At 60.9% G+C, this 16,187-nt stretch carries 17 protein-coding genes and 1 tRNA gene; 12 read left to right on the forward strand and 6 right to left on the reverse strand.

What is annotated here, in order from left to right:
- The first annotated feature begins 33 nt into the window (after positions 1-33).
- Positions 34-375 carry a flagellar protein FlhE gene (locus HHA01_RS09465; RefSeq protein WP_170214860.1) on the forward strand — a complete coding sequence of 114 codons (342 nt, stop codon included), beginning with the start codon at positions 34-36 and terminating at the stop codon, positions 373-375.
- Positions 376-400: 25 nt separating this feature from the next.
- Positions 401-1,108 carry an RNA polymerase sigma factor FliA gene (locus tag HHA01_RS09470; protein WP_141320107.1) on the forward strand — a complete coding sequence of 236 codons (708 nt, stop codon included), beginning with the start codon at positions 401-403 and terminating at the stop codon, positions 1,106-1,108.
- Positions 1,109-1,298: 190 nt separating this feature from the next.
- Here the strand turns inward: HHA01_RS09470 and HHA01_RS09475 are convergent, their stop codons facing one another.
- The 3 genes from HHA01_RS09475 to HHA01_RS09485 form a co-directional block, all read right to left on the reverse strand.
- Positions 1,299-2,144 carry a protein NO VEIN domain-containing protein gene (locus HHA01_RS09475; protein ID WP_141320068.1) on the reverse strand — a complete coding sequence of 282 codons (846 nt, stop codon included), beginning with the start codon at positions 2,142-2,144 and terminating at the stop codon, positions 1,299-1,301.
- Positions 2,145-2,350: 206 nt separating this feature from the next.
- Positions 2,351-3,301 carry a bile acid:sodium symporter family protein gene (locus HHA01_RS09480; RefSeq protein ID WP_141320070.1) on the reverse strand — a complete coding sequence of 317 codons (951 nt, stop codon included), beginning with the start codon at positions 3,299-3,301 and terminating at the stop codon, positions 2,351-2,353.
- A 119-nt stretch (positions 3,302-3,420) separates the two neighbouring features.
- Positions 3,421-4,284 carry a YicC/YloC family endoribonuclease gene (locus HHA01_RS09485; protein WP_141320072.1) on the reverse strand — a complete coding sequence of 288 codons (864 nt, stop codon included), beginning with the start codon at positions 4,282-4,284 and terminating at the stop codon, positions 3,421-3,423.
- A 189-nt stretch (positions 4,285-4,473) separates the two neighbouring features.
- Between HHA01_RS09485 and rph the strand changes: the two genes are divergently transcribed.
- Positions 4,474-5,211, forward strand: coding sequence for a ribonuclease PH (gene rph / locus HHA01_RS09490; protein WP_141320074.1), 738 nt, complete (start codon positions 4,474-4,476; stop codon positions 5,209-5,211).
- A 59-nt stretch (positions 5,212-5,270) separates the two neighbouring features.
- Here rph and HHA01_RS09495 read toward each other — a convergent pair whose 3' ends face one another.
- The gene (locus tag HHA01_RS09495; protein ID WP_141320076.1) at positions 5,271-6,038 is read right to left on the reverse strand and encodes an exodeoxyribonuclease III; all 768 of its coding nucleotides are present in this window, start codon (positions 6,036-6,038) and stop codon (positions 5,271-5,273) included.
- Between the two features lie 91 nt (positions 6,039-6,129).
- Here HHA01_RS09495 and pyrE point away from each other — a divergent pair, with 91 nt between their 5' ends.
- Genes pyrE through rep form a run of 3 tightly spaced genes read left to right on the forward strand, consistent with a single transcriptional unit; the run spans position 6,130 to position 9,406 of the window.
- Positions 6,130-6,822, forward strand: a complete 693-nt coding sequence (gene pyrE, locus HHA01_RS09500; RefSeq protein ID WP_246053868.1) for an orotate phosphoribosyltransferase — start codon at positions 6,130-6,132, stop codon at positions 6,820-6,822.
- A 44-nt stretch (positions 6,823-6,866) separates the two neighbouring features.
- Positions 6,867-7,349, forward strand: coding sequence for a tRNA (uridine(34)/cytosine(34)/5-carboxymethylaminomethyluridine(34)-2'-O)-methyltransferase TrmL (gene trmL, locus HHA01_RS09505; protein WP_141320080.1), 483 nt, complete (start codon positions 6,867-6,869; stop codon positions 7,347-7,349).
- Positions 7,349-9,406 carry a DNA helicase Rep gene (gene rep, locus HHA01_RS09510; protein WP_141320082.1) on the forward strand — a complete coding sequence of 686 codons (2,058 nt, stop codon included), beginning with the start codon at positions 7,349-7,351 and terminating at the stop codon, positions 9,404-9,406. The genes trmL and rep overlap by 1 nt, the downstream gene beginning before the upstream one ends.
- Before the next feature lie 33 nt (positions 9,407-9,439).
- Here rep and HHA01_RS09515 read toward each other — a convergent pair whose 3' ends face one another.
- Positions 9,440-9,850 carry a c-type cytochrome gene (locus HHA01_RS09515; RefSeq protein ID WP_246053869.1) on the reverse strand — a complete coding sequence of 137 codons (411 nt, stop codon included), beginning with the start codon at positions 9,848-9,850 and terminating at the stop codon, positions 9,440-9,442.
- 389 nt (positions 9,851-10,239) lie between these two features.
- Here HHA01_RS09515 and HHA01_RS09520 point away from each other — a divergent pair.
- From HHA01_RS09520 to HHA01_RS09530, 3 genes are all read left to right on the forward strand, one after another.
- Positions 10,240-10,316, forward strand: a tRNA-Arg gene (locus HHA01_RS09520).
- 218 nt (positions 10,317-10,534) lie between these two features.
- A complete protein-coding gene (locus HHA01_RS09525) occupies positions 10,535-11,119 on the forward strand; it encodes a helix-turn-helix domain-containing protein (protein WP_141320086.1) in 585 nt (194 codons plus the stop codon).
- A complete protein-coding gene (locus HHA01_RS09530) occupies positions 11,112-12,341 on the forward strand; it encodes a type II toxin-antitoxin system HipA family toxin (RefSeq protein WP_141320088.1) in 1,230 nt (409 codons plus the stop codon). Before HHA01_RS09525 ends, HHA01_RS09530 begins: the two co-directional genes overlap by 8 nt.
- A gap of 122 nt (positions 12,342-12,463) precedes the next feature.
- Here the strand turns inward: HHA01_RS09530 and HHA01_RS09535 are convergent, their stop codons facing one another.
- Positions 12,464-13,387, reverse strand: a complete 924-nt coding sequence (locus HHA01_RS09535; protein WP_141320089.1) for a LysR substrate-binding domain-containing protein — start codon at positions 13,385-13,387, stop codon at positions 12,464-12,466.
- A 119-nt stretch (positions 13,388-13,506) separates the two neighbouring features.
- On the opposite strand from HHA01_RS09535, the gene HHA01_RS09540 reads away from it, so the two are divergent.
- From HHA01_RS09540 to HHA01_RS09550, 3 genes are all read left to right on the forward strand, one after another.
- Positions 13,507-14,376: a pirin family protein gene (locus HHA01_RS09540; protein WP_141320091.1), complete on the forward strand. Its 870-nt coding sequence runs from the start codon at positions 13,507-13,509 to the stop codon at positions 14,374-14,376.
- A gap of 72 nt (positions 14,377-14,448) precedes the next feature.
- A complete protein-coding gene (gene ycaC / locus HHA01_RS09545) occupies positions 14,449-15,072 on the forward strand; it encodes an isochorismate family cysteine hydrolase YcaC (RefSeq protein ID WP_141320093.1) in 624 nt (207 codons plus the stop codon).
- Between the two features lie 62 nt (positions 15,073-15,134).
- Entirely contained in the window at positions 15,135-16,088 is a 954-nt protein-coding gene (locus tag HHA01_RS09550) for a pirin family protein (protein WP_141320095.1), read from the forward strand.
- Positions 16,089-16,187: the final 99 nt, after the last annotated feature.

Consider the following 16,187-nt stretch of genomic DNA (forward strand, 5'->3'; position numbering starts at 1 on the left):
ATATGGTCACCTTTGCTGCTTCTGGTGAGCGGCATGACGTCGGCCGCTGGCAGCTGGGTGGATCGGGAGTCACGCCTGCATGTCAGCCTGTCCGATCGGGAAACTGTCAGTGCTCCTCTGACATCCGGCGGTCAGGCAGTGGTCGGAGGCTCCATCGCCGATGTGCGCTGGCGGTTCCGTTTACCGCCGGGCCGCGCCATAGGGGTGCGCCTCTGTCATCCCGAGAGGTGCGTATCCGTGTCCGGTCAGCGTGGCATGACAGGGGCATTGGCAGGATTGGCGGCCGATGTCCCATTGCGGTTCCGCTTTGCGCCGAAGGCGGGGCAAACGCCCCTGACCGTGGAGGGGCTGCAGGTGATCGTGAACTATCGGTAAGGTCGATGAGCCGCGAGGCATGAAGATGTACACAGCACAAGGCAAGATCGAACAACGCGACCTGCTGGAAGAGTACTTGCCCCTGGTGCGCCGTCAGGCATTGGCATTGCAGGTCAGGTTGCCGGCAAGCATCGAACTCGACGACCTGATCCAGGCCGGAACCGAAGGCTTGCTCGAGGCCCTCGGACGCTTCGATGCCGCTCAGGGAGCCAGCTTCGCGACCTTTGCCAGCCAGCGTATTCGCGGTGCGATGCTGGACGAGCTGCGTAGCCGCGATTGGCTGCCGCGGAGCGTGCGCCGGAGTGCGCGCGCCGCCGACGAGGCAGCACGGCGTCTCGAGCAGTCCCTGGGACGCCCCCCGGAAGAGGCCGAGATCGCCGAGTCGCTGGGCATGGACCTCGTTGCTTACCGACGCTTGCTAAGTGACACCAACAGTGGCCAGTTATTGCCTTTCGAGGAACTAATGGCCGAGGGGGGCGAGAGTCGCCTGCGGGACAACGAAACGCGCGATACACCATTTTCACTACTGGTTGACGAGGACCGTCGTGGCCGCCTGGTAGAAGCCATCGAAGCTTTGCCTGAGCGCGAGAAGCTGCTGATGGCGCTCTACTATCAGGAAGAGCTCAACCTCAAGGAGATCGGGGCCGTCCTGGGCGTCACCGAGTCGAGGGTCTGCCAGCTGCATAGCCAGGCCGTCAGCCGGTTACGTAGTCGCCTTCTGGAAACCGCATAACCGTAGAGCTGCATTTTTGTTATGCGGGTCGTTAAGGCTAGTGGAGTTTTTGGCAAGTGCTTTGAAATTTATGTGTTTGATTTTTAAAAGAATGCGTGTCTGAGAGCAGCGATAATACTCTCACTTTATAGCAGAAAATATCTGGCTTTTGGGTCCAGTTTTAAAATCAGGAGGTGTGTATTCCTTCACATTACACTATGTACTTCACCCCCGCCCGGTAGCTATCGGGCTCGAGCCAGAGCTTTTTGTTCAGGTCGCCCGTTAGGCAGAACATGCGGGGCTGCTTGCGAAAATTGAAGAGCCGATAGAGGTGGTATTGGGCCGCATGATCCCGGGAACACCTGAGCTCGTTGGGCGAGATAAAGAAGGCTGATTCCATGGCGAAGGCCGTGGTCTTAACCTCGATCCAGCGTTCGCTGCCATCGTCGGAGAAGGAGCGAATATCGAAGCCTGCGCCATCGCCCTGGGTCGCGGCGACGTGCTCAACGGCCCCGGCCAGCTTGTTCTCACCCAGTGCCATCAGGCGCTGGCGCTCGTAGGCCATGACGAAGCATTCGCCGGCATGCCCTAGATCGCGATTGCGTGCCTCGCGCGCCAGGTAATCTCGCTTGGCGATGTAGCTACCCGGACTCTCTTGAACCTGGGGCGATGTGTTAGGCGGCTCTACAATAATGTTGTTGAAGGTTTCTGGTGAGCTTTCGATGGCAGGGAGGTCTGCCGCTTGCTGAGCCGCGCGATCAAACTGATCACTTCGTAAAAGACGCTGTTCGACGCAGTCCACCAAGCTGGCCTGATAGTTACTTCTTGGCTTATAGCCTGCCACATAGGGGCAATCCGCATCGCGGAGTATGGCGCTAATGTTGCAGTGCTTGAACTCAATGGAGCTACGGCTTCGTTTAGGTAAACGTTCTGCGAGCTGACGATTGAGCGCCGCCTTGTTATAGCGTTGCTGCCCCAGCTCGGCGATCAACATTTGATGATAGGTGTCGACGATGGCTGCGATTTCCTCGGCCGACCAGGCATCTTCACGGGGCATGGCAGTTACTCAATATTCTGGATCTATTGGGTCAGTACCTAGAATTCGACGGCACATTACAGGGTATCGGCAACGACGGTTTTGTTGGCCACGATCCCCATCGTTGCCGGGCACTAGGGGGGCCATACCTGCGCACACCGTCTCCGGCTGACAAGTGTGCGCAGACGACTATGCCGGCAACGATTGCAGTGTTCGGCCTCCAGGTGTCAGCCGCGAGAGGAGGCAGCCGTAGACGATTCGGTCGCCGCGGACTGCCGTTTCCAGTAACCGGCCAACAGGGAGCCGGACACGTTGTGCCACACCGAGAACAGTGCCCCGGGCAATGCCGCGCCAGCGCTGAAGAACTGGTTCGCCAGGGTGACCGCCAGCCCGGAGTTCTGCAGGCCGACCTCGAAGGCGATGGTGCGTGATGTGGGCGTATCGAAGCGCAGTGCACGTGCGATGCCATACCCCGCCGCGAGGCCGATGCCATTATGCGCGATGACCGCCAGCGCGACGATCGGCCCCAGTGTACTCAGTCGTCCGGCATTGAGTGCGACCACGATGGCGATGATCAAGACAATGGCGGCCATGGCCAGGGTCGCCAGAGCCGGTTCCACACGCTGGATATGCGAGCCCAGCAGGTGATGAATCACCACGCCCAGCACGATGGGGGCGACCACCAGTTGCGCGATGCTCATCAGCATGCCCAGCACCGGTACATCGATGCTCTGACCCAGCAGCAACAACGTGATCAACGGCGTGGCGATGACCGCGATCAAGGTGGACACCATGGTCATCGACACCGACAGTGCCACATGGCCGCCGGCCAGCCAGGTCATCACGTTGGAGGACGTGCCGCCTGCCGTGGCGCCCACCAGCACCATGCCAATGGTCAGTTCGGTGGAAAGCCCCAGGAGTTTTGAAACCAGCAGCGCCGCCAGCGGCATCACCAGAAACTGCAGGACAACGCCCACGGCGATGGGCTTGGGCGACTTCACCACCCGCGCGAAGTCGTCCTTGGTGAGCGTCAGTCCCATGGCGAACATGATGATCACCAGCAGCGTCTTGATATAGCCGGCCAGTCCGGTGAAAAACTCCGGCACAAGGGCCGCGATGACTGCCAGCAGGATGGCCCAGACGGGAAACAGGCGGTTGATGCGTTCGAAGATTGACATGGGAATTCCAGGCGTTTGCAGGGGTGATTGTGAGCAGGCATATGATGCCGCAATGTCCCGATGCTCGAAAGTCGACCTTCTGCGCATCGCAGCGCGCTGCCGAGGTCACGGCATTGCCATCACTCGATATTCTGGATCTGCTCTCGCATCTGCTCGATCAGGACCTTGAGTTCTACGGCGCATTGGGTGGTGTCGGCGACGAAGGACTTGGATGACAGGGTGTTGGCTTCGCGGTTGAGTTCCTGCATCAGGAAGTCGAGGCGGCGGCCGATGGGGCCCTTGGCCCTGAGCTGGCGGCGGACTTCGGCGACATGGGTCTCCAGCCGGTCGAGCTCTTCGGCGACGTCGGCCTTCTGGGCGACGAGCACCATTTCCGCCTCCAGGCGCTGGGGATCGAGCTCCGCGCGGGCGCTTTCCAGACGCTCCTGCAGCTGTTCGCGCTGGCGGATAAGGATCTCCGGCAGCAGCCGGCGGACCTCGCTGACCTGCTCATCAATGCCATCCAGGCGTTGCTCGATCAGGGCGGCCAGCTTGTCGCCCTCGCGGGCGCGGCCGGCTTCCAGGTCGTCCAGGGCGCGCCGGAACAGGGCGCGGGCTTCGGCCTTGATGTTGTCCAGGTCGGGGCCGGGGACTTCCAGCACGCCGGGGTGGTCGAGTAGCGCCAGGGCGTCGGGCATGGCGGCCTGGGGCACGCTTGCGCGAACGTCGTTCAGAGCGTCGGCCAGGGCGTCGAGCCGCGTGCGATTGACGCTGAACGGGCTGTTGGCGTCGGCGGGTGTGAAGCGTAGCTGGCATTCCACCTTGCCGCGGGCCAGGCGGCCCCGCAGGGTGTCGCGGAAGTCGGGCTCGAGGTCGCGCAGCGCCTCGGGGAGCCGGAAGTGCGGCTCGAGGTAGCGCTGATTGACCGAACGCAGCTCCAGCTGCAGGTAACCCCAGTCGGCATCCAGGTCCTGCCGGGAAAAGGCCGTCATGCTGTGGACCATGTCAGGCTCCGATCGACGAAACGGTTGGCAAAAGTAGCACTTGGCTGAAGTCCGGAGTGTAAATCATCCCTCGCGGCTGTGCCTGCTCGTCCTCGGCACAGGTCGGTATTGTCGGTGAGCGCCACGCGCTGGGCCCGGAGCGTGTAGAATGGCGCGATACTTTTATCAGCCAACAGCAAGAGAGGTGTCATGCCTTCGGATATTCGACGTCCCAGTGGTCGTGCGACCGATCAGACCCGCGAGATTCGCCTGACCCGCGACTATACCCGCCATGCCGAGGGCTCGGTGCTGGTCGAGTTCGGTGATACTCGGGTGCTGTGCAATGCCAGTGTCGAGGCCGGTGTGCCGCGCTGGCTGCGCGGCAAGAAGCAGGGCTGGGTGACTGCCGAGTACGGCATGCTGCCGCGGGCCACCCACACTCGTGGCGGGCGTGAGGCCAGCCGGGGTAAGCAGGGTGGCCGCACGGTGGAGATCCAGCGTCTGATCGGCCGCTCGCTGCGCGCCTCGATCAATCTCAAGAAGCTGGGCGAGTACACCATTACCGTGGACTGCGATGTCATCCAGGCCGATGGCGGCACGCGCACGGCCGCCATCACAGGAGGCTGTGTGGCGCTGGTGGATGCGGTGCGTTATCTGCAGCGCGAGAAGCTGATCAAGGGTGATCCCTTCCATCAGCTGATCAGCTCGATCTCGGTAGGCATCTACCAGGGCACGCCGGTGGTCGACCTGGATTACCCGGAAGACAGCCGCGCGGGTACCGACATGAACGTGGTGATGGCGGAAAACGGTGAGCTGATCGAGGTGCAGGGCACGGCAGAATCAGGCACTTACAGTCGCGCCGAGCTCAACGCCATGCTCGATCTCGCCGAGAAGGCCGGCGGCGAGCTGTTCGACCATCAGCGTGAGGCGCTGGGCATTCGCGACTGAGGACTCCCTTGACGCAACGCGCCGGCGCTGAGGCCGGCGCGAGGGCGACGGGGAACCCGTTACAGCGTCAGGTCGTATTCGACGATCAGCGGTGCGTATTCGGAGAAGGTGGCGTCGTAGTCGATCCAGGCGTCCACCACGTGGCGACGGAAGTTGGGCCCGACGATCTGGTAGTCGATGCGCCAGCCTTCCTGGCGCTCGCGCGGCTGATCCTGATCGAGGGCTGGCCACCAGGTGTACTCGCCGGCATCGCGGTTGATCTCGCGGAAGGTATCGATGAAGCCGGTGGGGCCGAAGACCTGATCCATCCAGGCACGCTCCTCGGGCTTGAAGCCGGGCGTGGTCTGGTTGTCGGCCCAGTTCTCCAGGTCGATGGTCTTGTGGGCGATGTTCCAGGTGCCGCAAATGATGTATTCGCGCCGCTTGCGGGCCATCTTGCCCAGGTATTCCTGATACTGGGTCATGAAGTTCTGCTTGGCGGCCGGGTCGCTACCGTCGGGCATCAGGAAGGAGGCGATGCTGAAACGGTCGTAGTCGGCCTGCAGGAAGCGGGCCTCATGGTCGCACTCGGGAAAGCCCAGGCCGTACATGATGGCCTTGGGAATCTTGCGGCAATACAGGCCCACCCCGGAGAAGCCGTCTTCTTCGGCGTCGAGGAAGTAGCCCTCGTAACCCTCGGGAAAGAGGATGCTGTCGTCGAGCTCGAAACTCTTGGCCTTGAGGTTCTGCACGCAGACGACGTCGGCATCCTGGTTGGCCAGCCAGTCGAGAAAGCCTCGGCCGACAGCCTCGCGGATGCCGTTGACATTGATGGTGGCAATTTTCATACATGGTCCCTTTTGCGTCGCGCGTGTATGATACCCGACGTTTCGACGTTTGGGTAAATGGCATCGGTCCATGAGCGTGATAGGAGGCCCCGTGGCGGATCATCGAGTCGCATCGTCCCTGCAACCCTACCAGCTGGCGTTCATCGAGTTCGCCATCGCGCAGGGGGTGCTGCGCTTCGGCGAGTTCACCCTGAAGTCCGGCCGTGTCAGTCCGTATTTCTTCAATGCCGGCCTGTTCAAGTCCGGGGCGGCACTGGCCCAGCTGGGTCGCTTCTATGCCCAGGCCATTGCCGATAGCGGCATCGATATCGATGTGCTCTTCGGTCCGGCCTACAAGGGCATTCCCCTGGCGGCGACCACGGCGGTGGCGCTGGCCGACCATCATGACCGTGATCTGCCTTATGCGTTCAATCGCAAGGAAGCCAAGGTGCATGGCGAGGGCGGCAATGTCGTCGGCGCCGAGCTGACCGGCCGGGTGCTGATCATCGATGACGTGATCACCGCCGGCACCGCGGTTCGCGAGGTGATGGACCTGTTCGCCGAGACCGGCGCCGAGGCCGCCGGCGTCGTGGTGGCGCTGGATCGCCAGGAGCGTGGCGGCGACGACAGCGACCCGCGCAGCGCCATCCAGCAGGTCGAGGCGACCTATGGCATGCCGGTGGTCAGTATCGTCAATCTGGACATGGTGCTCGAGTATCTCGAAGTCCATGCCGGAGACTCGCTCAAGGGCCATGCCGAGGCCATTCGGGATTACCGCGATCGCTATGGCGTGAACGCCGGTTGAGCGAGCGCCCGCTTCGCCGCTTTCATGTCCCCAGGTAGCCTTTTATGCTCGATGTGGTGCTTTTTCAGCCCGAGATTCCGCCCAATACGGGCAACCTGATCCGGCTGTGCGCCAACACCGGCTTTCGGCTGCATCTGATCGAGCCGCTGAGCTTCGAGCTGGATGACAAGCGCCTGCGGCGTGCCGGGCTCGATTATCACGAGTGGGCACGCGTCCAGGTGCATGCTGACTGGGACGCCTTTCTGGCGGCGGTGGAGCCGCAGCGGGTGTTTGCCGTCTCGACACGGGGACGCACCGGCTACCATGAGCCGAGCTATGCGCCGGGCGATGCCCTGGTCTTCGGCCCCGAGACGCGCGGCCTGCCCCAGACGATGCTCGATGCCGTGCCCGCGGAGCAGCGACTGCGCATTCCCATGCTGCCCGAGCGTCGCAGCCTGAACCTTTCCAATGCTTGCGCCATCCTGGTCTACGAGGCCTGGCGCCAGCTCGACTTCGCCGGTGCCGTGACACCGCCGGAAGGCCCCTGATGAGTACCAGCATCGCCAGCCGCATCGCCAAGCTCAACCCCAGCCAGCGCGAGGCCGTGAAGGCCATCGACGGTCCCTGCCTGGTGCTCGCCGGGGCTGGCTCCGGCAAGACCAGCGTGATCACCTCCAAGATCGCCTATCTGGTCCAGGAATGCGGCATGAGCGCACGGCGCATTGCGGCGGTGACCTTTACCAACAAGGCAGCCCGCGAGATGAAGGAGCGGGTGGGGCAGATGCTCAAGGGCAAGGAGTCCCATGGGCTGCGCGTTTCGACCTTCCACACCCTGGGGCTGAATATCATCCGCGGCGAGCTCAAGGCGCTGGGCTACAAGCCCGGCTTCTCGCTGTTCGATCCCGAGGATGCCAAGGCGCTGCTGCGCGATCTGATGAACAAGGACGCCCAGGTCGATGCCGACCAGATCAACCGGGTGCAGTCGGTGATCTCCAACTGGAAGAACGACCTGGTGTTGCCGGGGCAGGCGCTGTCGCATGCCGCCGATGAAGACGAGCTGTTCGCCGCGCGGGTCTACGAGGCCTATGTGCGCCATCTCAAGGCCTACAACGCGGTCGACTTCGATGACCTGATCCTGCTGCCGGTGACCCTGCTGCGCGATAATCCAGATGCGCTGGCGCGCTGGCGGCGCAAGATCCACTACATGCTGGTGGACGAGTATCAGGACACCAATGTCAGTCAGTATCAGCTGGTGCGTATGCTGATGGGCGAGCGGGCCACCTTCACGGTGGTCGGCGATGATGACCAGTCGATCTATGCCTGGCGCGGGGCACGCCCCGAGAACCTGGTGACGCTGGGCGAGGACTTTCCGCGGCTCAAGGTCATCAAGCTGGAGCAGAATTACCGTTCCACCGGTACCATTCTGCGCGCCGCCAACACCCTGATCGCCAACAACCCCCACGTCTACGAGAAGACGCTGTGGTCCGACATGGGCCAGGGTGAGTCGATCCGTGTGGTGGTCAACCGCCACGAGGAAGCCGAGGCCGAGCGGGTGGCCAGCGAGATTCTGACGCGGCGCATCAAGGAACGGGCCGAGTGGCGCGACTTCGCCGTGCTGTATCGGGGCAACTTCCAGGCGCGCTTGCTGGAACTCAAGCTGCAGCACTACCAGATTCCCTATAAGCTCTCCGGTGGCACCTCCTTCTTCTCGCGCAACGAGATCAAGGACGCCATGGCCTACCTGCGGCTGCTGATCAATCCGGCCGACGACAACGCCTTCCTGCGCATCGTCAATGTGCCGCGTCGCGAGATCGGCCCCGGCACCCTGGAAAAGCTCGCCAACTATGCCACCGAGCGCAGCGCCTCGCTGTTCGCCGCCTGCCACGAAATAGGCCTGGCCGAGCAACTACCGGCACGCGCCGTGGAGCGCCTGGGACGCTTCACGCACTTCATCGATGGCGTGCGTACCCGCATGGACAAGGGCGATGCCATCGCGGCGATCCGCGGCATGCTCCACGAGATGGATTACGAAGCCTGGCTGTATCAGAACGCCAGCGCGCCGACCATCGCCGAGCGGCGCATGGCCAATGTGTGGACTCTGGTCGATCAGCTCGAGAAATCCATGCAGGCCGACCCCGATGAGGACAGTCCCAGCAGCGAGACCGAAACCGATGATGTGGAAGCCGCCATTTCGCGCCTGGTGCTGCGTGACATCCTCGAGCAGCAGGCCGAGGAAGACGACTCCGATCGGGTTCAGCTACTGACCATGCACGCCTCCAAGGGCCTGGAGTTCCCGCATGTCTATCTGATGGGGCTCGAGGAAGAACTGCTGCCCCACCGCAACGCCATCGAGACGGGAAGTGTGGAAGAAGAACGGCGCCTGGCCTATGTGGGCATCACTCGGGCACGCCGCACCCTGACGCTGACGCTGGCGCGCCAACGCAAGACCTATGGCGAAATGATGGACTGCACGCCCAGTCGCTTCCTCGACGAGTTGCCGGCGGACGCGCTGGAGTGGGAGGGGCGCGCCGACCGCGAGGACCCGGACAAGAAGCAGGCCCGCGGGCAGAGTGCCATTGCCGGGCTGCGTTCCCTGCTGGACTGAGCCTGCCGTGTCCTGCCACGCCGCTCGAGTGACCTATTGCGAGTTCTCGATGAGGTAATCCACGGCTGCTTCGACTTCGGCGTCGGAGAGGTTGGGGTTGCCGCCCTTGGCCGGCATGGCGTTGAAGCCATTGATGGCGTGGCTGTACAACGTCTCGGTGCCCTTCTCCAGACGCGTCGACCAGGCCTGGCTGTCGCCGATCTTCGGTGCCCCGGCCACACCAGCGTCATGACAGGCCACGCAGGCGCTGTTGTAGACCGCTTCGCCTCCCATGTCGCCGCCACCCGCCGATCCGGTAGTGTCACCACCAGCCGAGGCTGCGCTGGTGCCACAGTCCTGGCCTTCAAGGCACAGCTCGCCTACTGGCTCAAGACGTTTGGCGATCGCCTCGTGACTCATGTCGTCTTCCGCGAAGGTCAGCCCCGCCAGACCCAGGCAGGCCATACATCCCGCGATCCACTTGCTGGCACTCACTGTGTCACCTCTCGAGATTGGGTCGGCAGAAACCAAAGCCGGTTGACTATTGGGCGATCAACCATGCCATGTCGAACAGTATAACCAGCATGGCAAGTAGCGGCACAAAATGCCGCTCGACCCCCGCACGGATGCCTTATACCTTGGCTGGACAGCTGACCAGTGGCAAGGTAGGATGTTGCCCGCTTGATCAAGATCGATCCAAAGCAGAATGCCACGCATTGCTTCTGCCCGGCGGAGCGCCGGCCGCCATGCAAGGCGGACGGCCGGACCCGAAGGCTTCGCCTGAGGGGAGCGTCAGCAGCGCGTAGCGCTGCCGGCGAACGGAGTGCTATCCGGCTCCGACAATTTGGAAACACGCGCCCTTAGCTCAGCTGGATAGAGCGTCGCCCTCCGGAGGCGAAGGTCGAAGGTTCGAATCCTTCAGGGCGCGCCAGATATCAAGGGCCTGCGAGCAATCGCAGGCCCTTTTCTATTACTGTCCCGCCATTTGTACCTCAAGGCCAGCATCAACAGGTGATGCATGATCTATTTAGATAGATCAAAACCGTATTTTGATGTGTTATTGCAGATCAATGGTTCTTGGGCTTTACTGCATAGTGTGATATGACTTAGTAGATCAAACTTACCATATGATGCATAAAAGTAGATCAGATGAGCTATGCAACGGAAGAACTGGCCGCGCGTCTCAAGGCCGCACGAGAAGCCAAAGGGCTCAGCCAGCGGGAACTGAGCGCGCTAGCCAGTGTGCCGCAGTCGCACATCTCGAAGATCGAGAACAACGCCGTTGACCTGCGCGTCTCAAGCCTTTCCTCCATCGCCCATGCCCTGGACATGGAGCTGATGCTCGTACCCCGTAAGGCGCTTCCGGCTGTCCAGTCAATCACCCGCAGCGTCGCCAGCGTGCCGGTCGTCAACGCCGAATCAAAGCGGGAAATCGCCCGCATCCGCGAGATGGTCGATGCGCTCGCATCCCGTGCATCCGGCGCGAACTTCGAAAATCTTCAGCGCCGCATCCGCGAGATTACCCAAATCCAGAGCCAGCTTGATCCCGAAATTCTGCAAAAGGTAAGGCGCACCATCGAGTCTATCGAGTCCTCGGGGAGTAATGAGGCTGTCAATCGGGCTGCCGAAAACATCCGCTCTTTGCGCAATCAGCTCGCCCATCGCGCAGCGTCCCATGAGACGCCGCGTCCGCCAAGGCCGGCCTATCGGCTGGAGGAGGATCAAGATGGCTGATGTTTCTGTCCTTGATGTCCTGCTCTATGGGGAGCCTATCGGCACTCTTACCAATGTCGGTGGAGACCGGTCGATTTTCGCCTTCAACGAAGACTATATCGATAACCCTGACAGGCCGATCCTGGGGCTGGCCTTCAAAGACGAATTCGGCGCGCTGCTAACCGAGTTCCGCGCCTATCAGAAGCGCGTGATGCCCTTTTTCTCGAACCTTCTGCCTGAAGGCCATCTGCGTAAATACCTCGCGGAGAATGCGGGCGTAAATCCCGAGCGCGAGTTTCATCTGCTTTGGGCACTTGGTCATGACCTGCCCGGCGCGGTCACGATCAAACCCGCTGATGGCGAGGCATGGCCGCCAGTTGGCGGTGAGAGTCCCGATGCCGGTGACACCGAGGGTGATCGCCGCGAGAACGCTTTGCGGTTCTCGCTTGCAGGGGTGCAGCTCAAATTCTCGGCGGTTCTCGCACCCACGGACGGCCTGACGATTCCGGCCTCCGGCGTGGGCGGCTCATGGGTCGTGAAGCTTCCATCGCGCGAGTTCGAAGGCGTTCCCGAAAACGAATTTTCGATGATGACGCTCGCGCGCCTTACCGGAATAGACGTCCCGCCGATTGATCTTGTCGATGTCGGCAGCATTAAAAATCTGCCCGAAGGAATCGACAAGATCGGCCAAAGGGCCTTCATTATCGAACGTTTCGACAGGCTGTCTGACGGTAGCGCCGTCCATATCGAGGATTTCGCGCAGGTCTTTGATGTCTATGCCGAACAAAAATACAAAACAGCGGCCTTGCGCAACATCGCGCAGGTGCTTGCCGCCGAGACCAATGACGCCGATATCGCCGAATTCATCCGGCGGCTGGTGTTCTGCGTTCTAACCGGAAACGGCGACATGCACATGAAGAACTGGTCGCTCATTTATCCCGACCGGCGAAACGCCGCCCTCGCTCCGGCCTATGATCTCGTCTCGACCATTCCCTATATCCCCAACGATGATATGGGGCTCAAGATCAGCCGAACCCGTGCCTTTACCGAGCTGACCAATGACGAACTTGAGCATTTGGCAGCTAAAGCCGCCATTCCCGAAAAACTTGTTCTGGATACGGCGCGCGAGGCTGTCGCACGTTTCCACCAGCACTGGCAGGCGGAAAAGCACAACCTCCCGATGACAAAGCAAGTCCGCGAGACCATCGAGGCTCATATCAAGAAGCTCCCGATAGCGCGATAAGGGGCTTGCGGTGGACCGGCCCCAGCATCGGGGATATCCGGGCTGAACGCGGAACCGTATGCCCGGTGGTGTGAGAGGACGGGGGGTGACTCCCCTCTCCTACTCGATCTGCCGTGAGTCCTTCAGTCCCTCTCCTGGAAAGTCCGGAAATCCTCCTCGGCGATGTTGTCTCCCAGAAAGTCCAGAAACGCTCTAACAGCCGGCAGTAAACCGCGTCGTGAGGGGAAAACGGCATGTAACACTCCGCCACGGGGTTCCCAGCCAGGCAAAACGTCAATCAGCGCCTTGTTGTGCAGGTCCCGGTGCCCGACCAGTAGGGCCATTTTGGAAACGCCAAGGCCCTCCAGGGCTGCTTCGTGCAGGGTTTCAGCACTGTCCGTCACCAACCGGGGCTGGTGGGGGATCTGAGCCGTTGCCTCCTCTGGCCCCACCAAGTCCCAGGTATGCTGGCGGTCGTACTGGGCAAAATCCAGACTCGGGAGCTGTACCAAGTCTGCCGGGGCCCGTGGCCTGGGGTAATGCTCGAAAAGGCTTGGCGCAGCCACCAGACGCTGAGGGCTATGAGCCAGTACTTTCATGTTCAGGTCGCTATCTTCCAGGGGGGGAAAGCGTACCCGTATAGCCAGATCAAAGCCTTCCTTGATCACATCGACCCTTCGACTGGTGGCCTCGACCTGTATCGAGACTTTGGGGCACTGCGCCATGAAGCGCACCAAGAGTGGAGTGATCAAGTAGTGCAGGACACTGGGAGAACAGCTGAGTCGCACGGTCCCGCGTGGCTCTGCGCGGTTACGTTCGATGAGCTCCTCCGCTGCCTCGGCTTCGACCAGCATCGCCACGCAGTGCTGGTAGTAAGCCTGGCCAATCTCGGTCACTGAGAAGCGGCGCGTCGAACGGTTGATCAGGCGCGTCTCCAGGCGCTCCTCCAGTTGGATGATATGGCGGCTCAACTTCGATTTTGGTATGCCCAGTGCTCTTCCGGCCGGCGCAAACCCTCCATGGTCAACCACTTGCACGTAGTAATAGAGATCGTTGAGATCCTGCATGCCACTGTCCTGTTTTTGATACGGTCTGTGCCGAATTACCCATCTACCTGAATAATCGTGCATGTAATAGCCTTCTGGTCATCGGGCCAAGTGCCTCTCCAATACTCGGGAGATTGGTGATGAAGAAGATTCAGGAAGTATATGGCGCACCGCAGGGCCACTGGGTCGGTAACGGGTTTCCCGTTCGTTCCCTGCTCAGTTATGACCGCATGGGGGCCCAGCATATCAGCCCTTTTCTGCTGCTGGACCATGCTGGTCCCTATTCCTTCGAGCCAGCATCGCAGCCCAGGGGGGTGGGACAGCATCCGCATCGCGGGTTCGAAACCGTCACGCTCGTCTATGCCGGGGAACTCGAGCACCGAGATTCCTCCGGGGGTGGCGGACGTATCGCCGAAGGCGATGTGCAGTGGATGACAGCGGGTGCAGGGATTGTCCACGAGGAATTTCACTCCGAAGCCTTGACTGCTCAGGGAGGTCGGATGGAAATGGCCCAGATTTGGGTCAACCTACCCGCTCGGTTCAAGAATGTGTCGCCGGCTTATCAAACGCTGCACCAGGCCGATATTCCCAGTGTGCCGTTGGAGCATGAGGCCGGTGTGGTGCGTGTGGTAGCAGGTGACTATCTTGGAGAGAAGGGGCCGGCTCATACTTTTACGCCGCTCAACATGTGGGATATACGGCTCTCCATGGGGAAGGAGGCCGGATTACATGTTCCGGAGGGGCATACCACACTGCTGGTGGTTCTAGAAGGAACAGTGCTGGTCAACGGTGAAACCCTGGTGCGCGACGAGAGTGTCGTGGCGTTCGAGCGAAAGGGCGAAGAAGTGTGCCTCGAGGCCAACAACAACGCCAAATTGATATTGCTGAGTGGCGAGCCCATTGACGAGCCTGTAGTGGGCTATGGGCCTTTTGTCATGAATAGCGAGGAGGAGATTCGGCAAGCCTTCTCAGAGTTTCAGGGGGGCCGGTTCGGTGCCCTGCAGCCCTAGCGGCATTGCCGCTAGGGCAAGTGTCGGCAACCAGTCGGTTGCCGTATTCTGCGAACGAAGAGGAGAGGCAATATGTCATTTACCTACAAGCGGCTGGACAAGGATGATGTGGCACTGTTGATGGTAGACCATCAGTCGGGCCTGCTGTCTCTGGCCCGGGACTTCAACCCGGATGAGTTCAAAAACAACGTCCTGGCCCTTGCCGATATCGCCAAGTTCTTCAATATCCCGACTATTCTGACGACTAGCTTCGAGGATGGGCCCAATGGTCCGATGGTTCCGGAGCTCAAGGAAGCCTTTCCGGAAGCGCCCTATATTCCGCGTCCGGGACAGATTAACGCCTGGGATAATCCGGACTTTGTTGACGCCATCAAGGCCACCGGAAAGAAGCAACTGCTGATTGCCGGGGTCGTGACCGAGGTTTGCGTGGCCTTCCCGGTGCTTTCCGCTCTGGAGGAGGGGTATGAAGTCTTCGTAGTCACGGATGCCTCCGGTACCTTTAATCAGGTCACGCGAGATGCCGCCTGGAATCGCATGTCACAAGCCGGTGCTCAACTGATGACATGGTTCGCGGTTGGCGGCGAGCTGCATCGTGACTGGCGTAACGACATCGAAGGCTTCGGTGGTCTGCTGGCCAGTCATCTGCCTGCTTACTCCAACCTGATGCAGAGCTACTCTCAACAGGCAACCACCTGAGCTATCGGGCTCGGCCTACCCGCCGAGCCTGTTCTTTATGCTGTGATAGAGGGGAACGCTACATGAGTACGCGATTCGCTGAAAATGAGTCCGCTGCGCCGATGGATTGTCCCATCATCGATGGCAAGCGCCAGATTCAACACCTTACCCCCCGCACGGCTGATGTCGGGGGAATCCCTGTGAGCCGGGTGCTGCCCACACGCCAGCGACGTCTGATTGGCGCATGGTGTTTCCTTGACCATGCAGGGCCTGCTGTCTTCAAGGGCGATGCCGGGGGCTTGCGTGTTGGGCCTCATCCCCATATCGGCTTGCAGACCTTCACCTGGATGCTCAAGGGGGAGGTGTTGCACCGGGACAGTCTGGGCCATGAACAGGTGATAAGGCCTGGTCAGGTCAACCTGATGACCGCGGGACGAGGCATCAGCCATACCGAGGAGTCCGTCGCCGGTGAGACAGATCTTCATGCGGCCCAGCTATGGATCGCGCTACCGGAAAAAGACCGTCAAACCCCGCCACGCTTTGACCACTACCCGACGTTGCCTGGCTGGGAGGAAAATGGCGTTGATTTTACCCTGCTCACGGGGGAATTTGCCGGCTATCAAGCGCCGACACTGGCCTTTTCGGAGTTGGTGGGTCTCGACATGGTCAGTCCACAACAAAAGGAGGTGACACTTTCCTTACGCCAGGATTTCGAATATGGCTTGCTGCCCCTGGAAGGCACACTCGATATTGAAGGTGAGGCATTTTCTCCCGATGAGCTGGCCTATATTGGGCGTGGGCGAACGTCCGTCACACTGTCGCTGCCTGCTGGTGGTCGAGTCATCCTGATAGGAGGCGAACCGCTTGAGCAAGAAGTGTGGATCTGGTGGAACTTCGTTGGGCATAGTGTTTCCGAAATCGCTGAGGCCCAGCGTGACTGGGAGAGCAATAGTGACCGCTTTGGTAGCATCCCGGGCTATGACGATGAACGCCTGATGCCGCCGCCTTTTCCCTGGAAAGTCCGCCAAGACCCATAGGGCGTATCATGACGAATCCGCCAAGTGGCAGTGTAACCATTTCAGGGGGGGAGGTGACGTGCGTAAAGCGTAAATGCCTGGCTCTTATGGCGAAACATT

This window comes from Halomonas halmophila, assembly GCF_006540005.1.
Classification (GTDB): Bacteria; Pseudomonadota; Gammaproteobacteria; order Pseudomonadales; family Halomonadaceae; genus Halomonas; species Halomonas halmophila.

Excerpts from the sequence above, each read along its gene's own strand:
- HHA01_RS09465 (WP_170214860.1), top strand. The coding sequence starts at position 34 with ATGACGTCGGCCGCTGGCAGCTGGGTGGATCGGGAGTCACGCCTGCAT.
- HHA01_RS09470 (WP_141320107.1), top strand. The coding sequence starts at position 401 with ATGTACACAGCACAAGGCAAGATCGAACAACGCGACCTGCTGGAAGAG.
- HHA01_RS09475 (WP_141320068.1), bottom strand. The coding sequence starts at position 2,144 with ATGCCCCGTGAAGATGCCTGGTCGGCCGAGGAAATCGCAGCCATCGTC.
- HHA01_RS09480 (WP_141320070.1), bottom strand. The coding sequence starts at position 3,301 with ATGTCAATCTTCGAACGCATCAACCGCCTGTTTCCCGTCTGGGCCATC.
- HHA01_RS09485 (WP_141320072.1), bottom strand. The coding sequence starts at position 4,284 with ATGGTCCACAGCATGACGGCCTTTTCCCGGCAGGACCTGGATGCCGAC.
- rph (WP_141320074.1), top strand. The coding sequence starts at position 4,474 with ATGCCTTCGGATATTCGACGTCCCAGTGGTCGTGCGACCGATCAGACC.
- HHA01_RS09495 (WP_141320076.1), bottom strand. The coding sequence starts at position 6,038 with ATGAAAATTGCCACCATCAATGTCAACGGCATCCGCGAGGCTGTCGGC.
- trmL (WP_141320080.1), top strand. The coding sequence starts at position 6,867 with ATGCTCGATGTGGTGCTTTTTCAGCCCGAGATTCCGCCCAATACGGGC.
- rep (WP_141320082.1), top strand. The coding sequence starts at position 7,349 with ATGAGTACCAGCATCGCCAGCCGCATCGCCAAGCTCAACCCCAGCCAG.
- HHA01_RS09515 (WP_246053869.1), bottom strand. The coding sequence starts at position 9,850 with ATGGCCTGCCTGGGTCTGGCGGGGCTGACCTTCGCGGAAGACGACATG.
- HHA01_RS09525 (WP_141320086.1), top strand. The coding sequence starts at position 10,535 with ATGAGCTATGCAACGGAAGAACTGGCCGCGCGTCTCAAGGCCGCACGA.
- HHA01_RS09530 (WP_141320088.1), top strand. The coding sequence starts at position 11,112 with ATGGCTGATGTTTCTGTCCTTGATGTCCTGCTCTATGGGGAGCCTATC.
- HHA01_RS09535 (WP_141320089.1), bottom strand. The coding sequence starts at position 13,387 with ATGCAGGATCTCAACGATCTCTATTACTACGTGCAAGTGGTTGACCAT.
- HHA01_RS09540 (WP_141320091.1), top strand. The coding sequence starts at position 13,507 with ATGAAGAAGATTCAGGAAGTATATGGCGCACCGCAGGGCCACTGGGTC.
- ycaC (WP_141320093.1), top strand. The coding sequence starts at position 14,449 with ATGTCATTTACCTACAAGCGGCTGGACAAGGATGATGTGGCACTGTTG.
- HHA01_RS09550 (WP_141320095.1), top strand. The coding sequence starts at position 15,135 with ATGAGTACGCGATTCGCTGAAAATGAGTCCGCTGCGCCGATGGATTGT.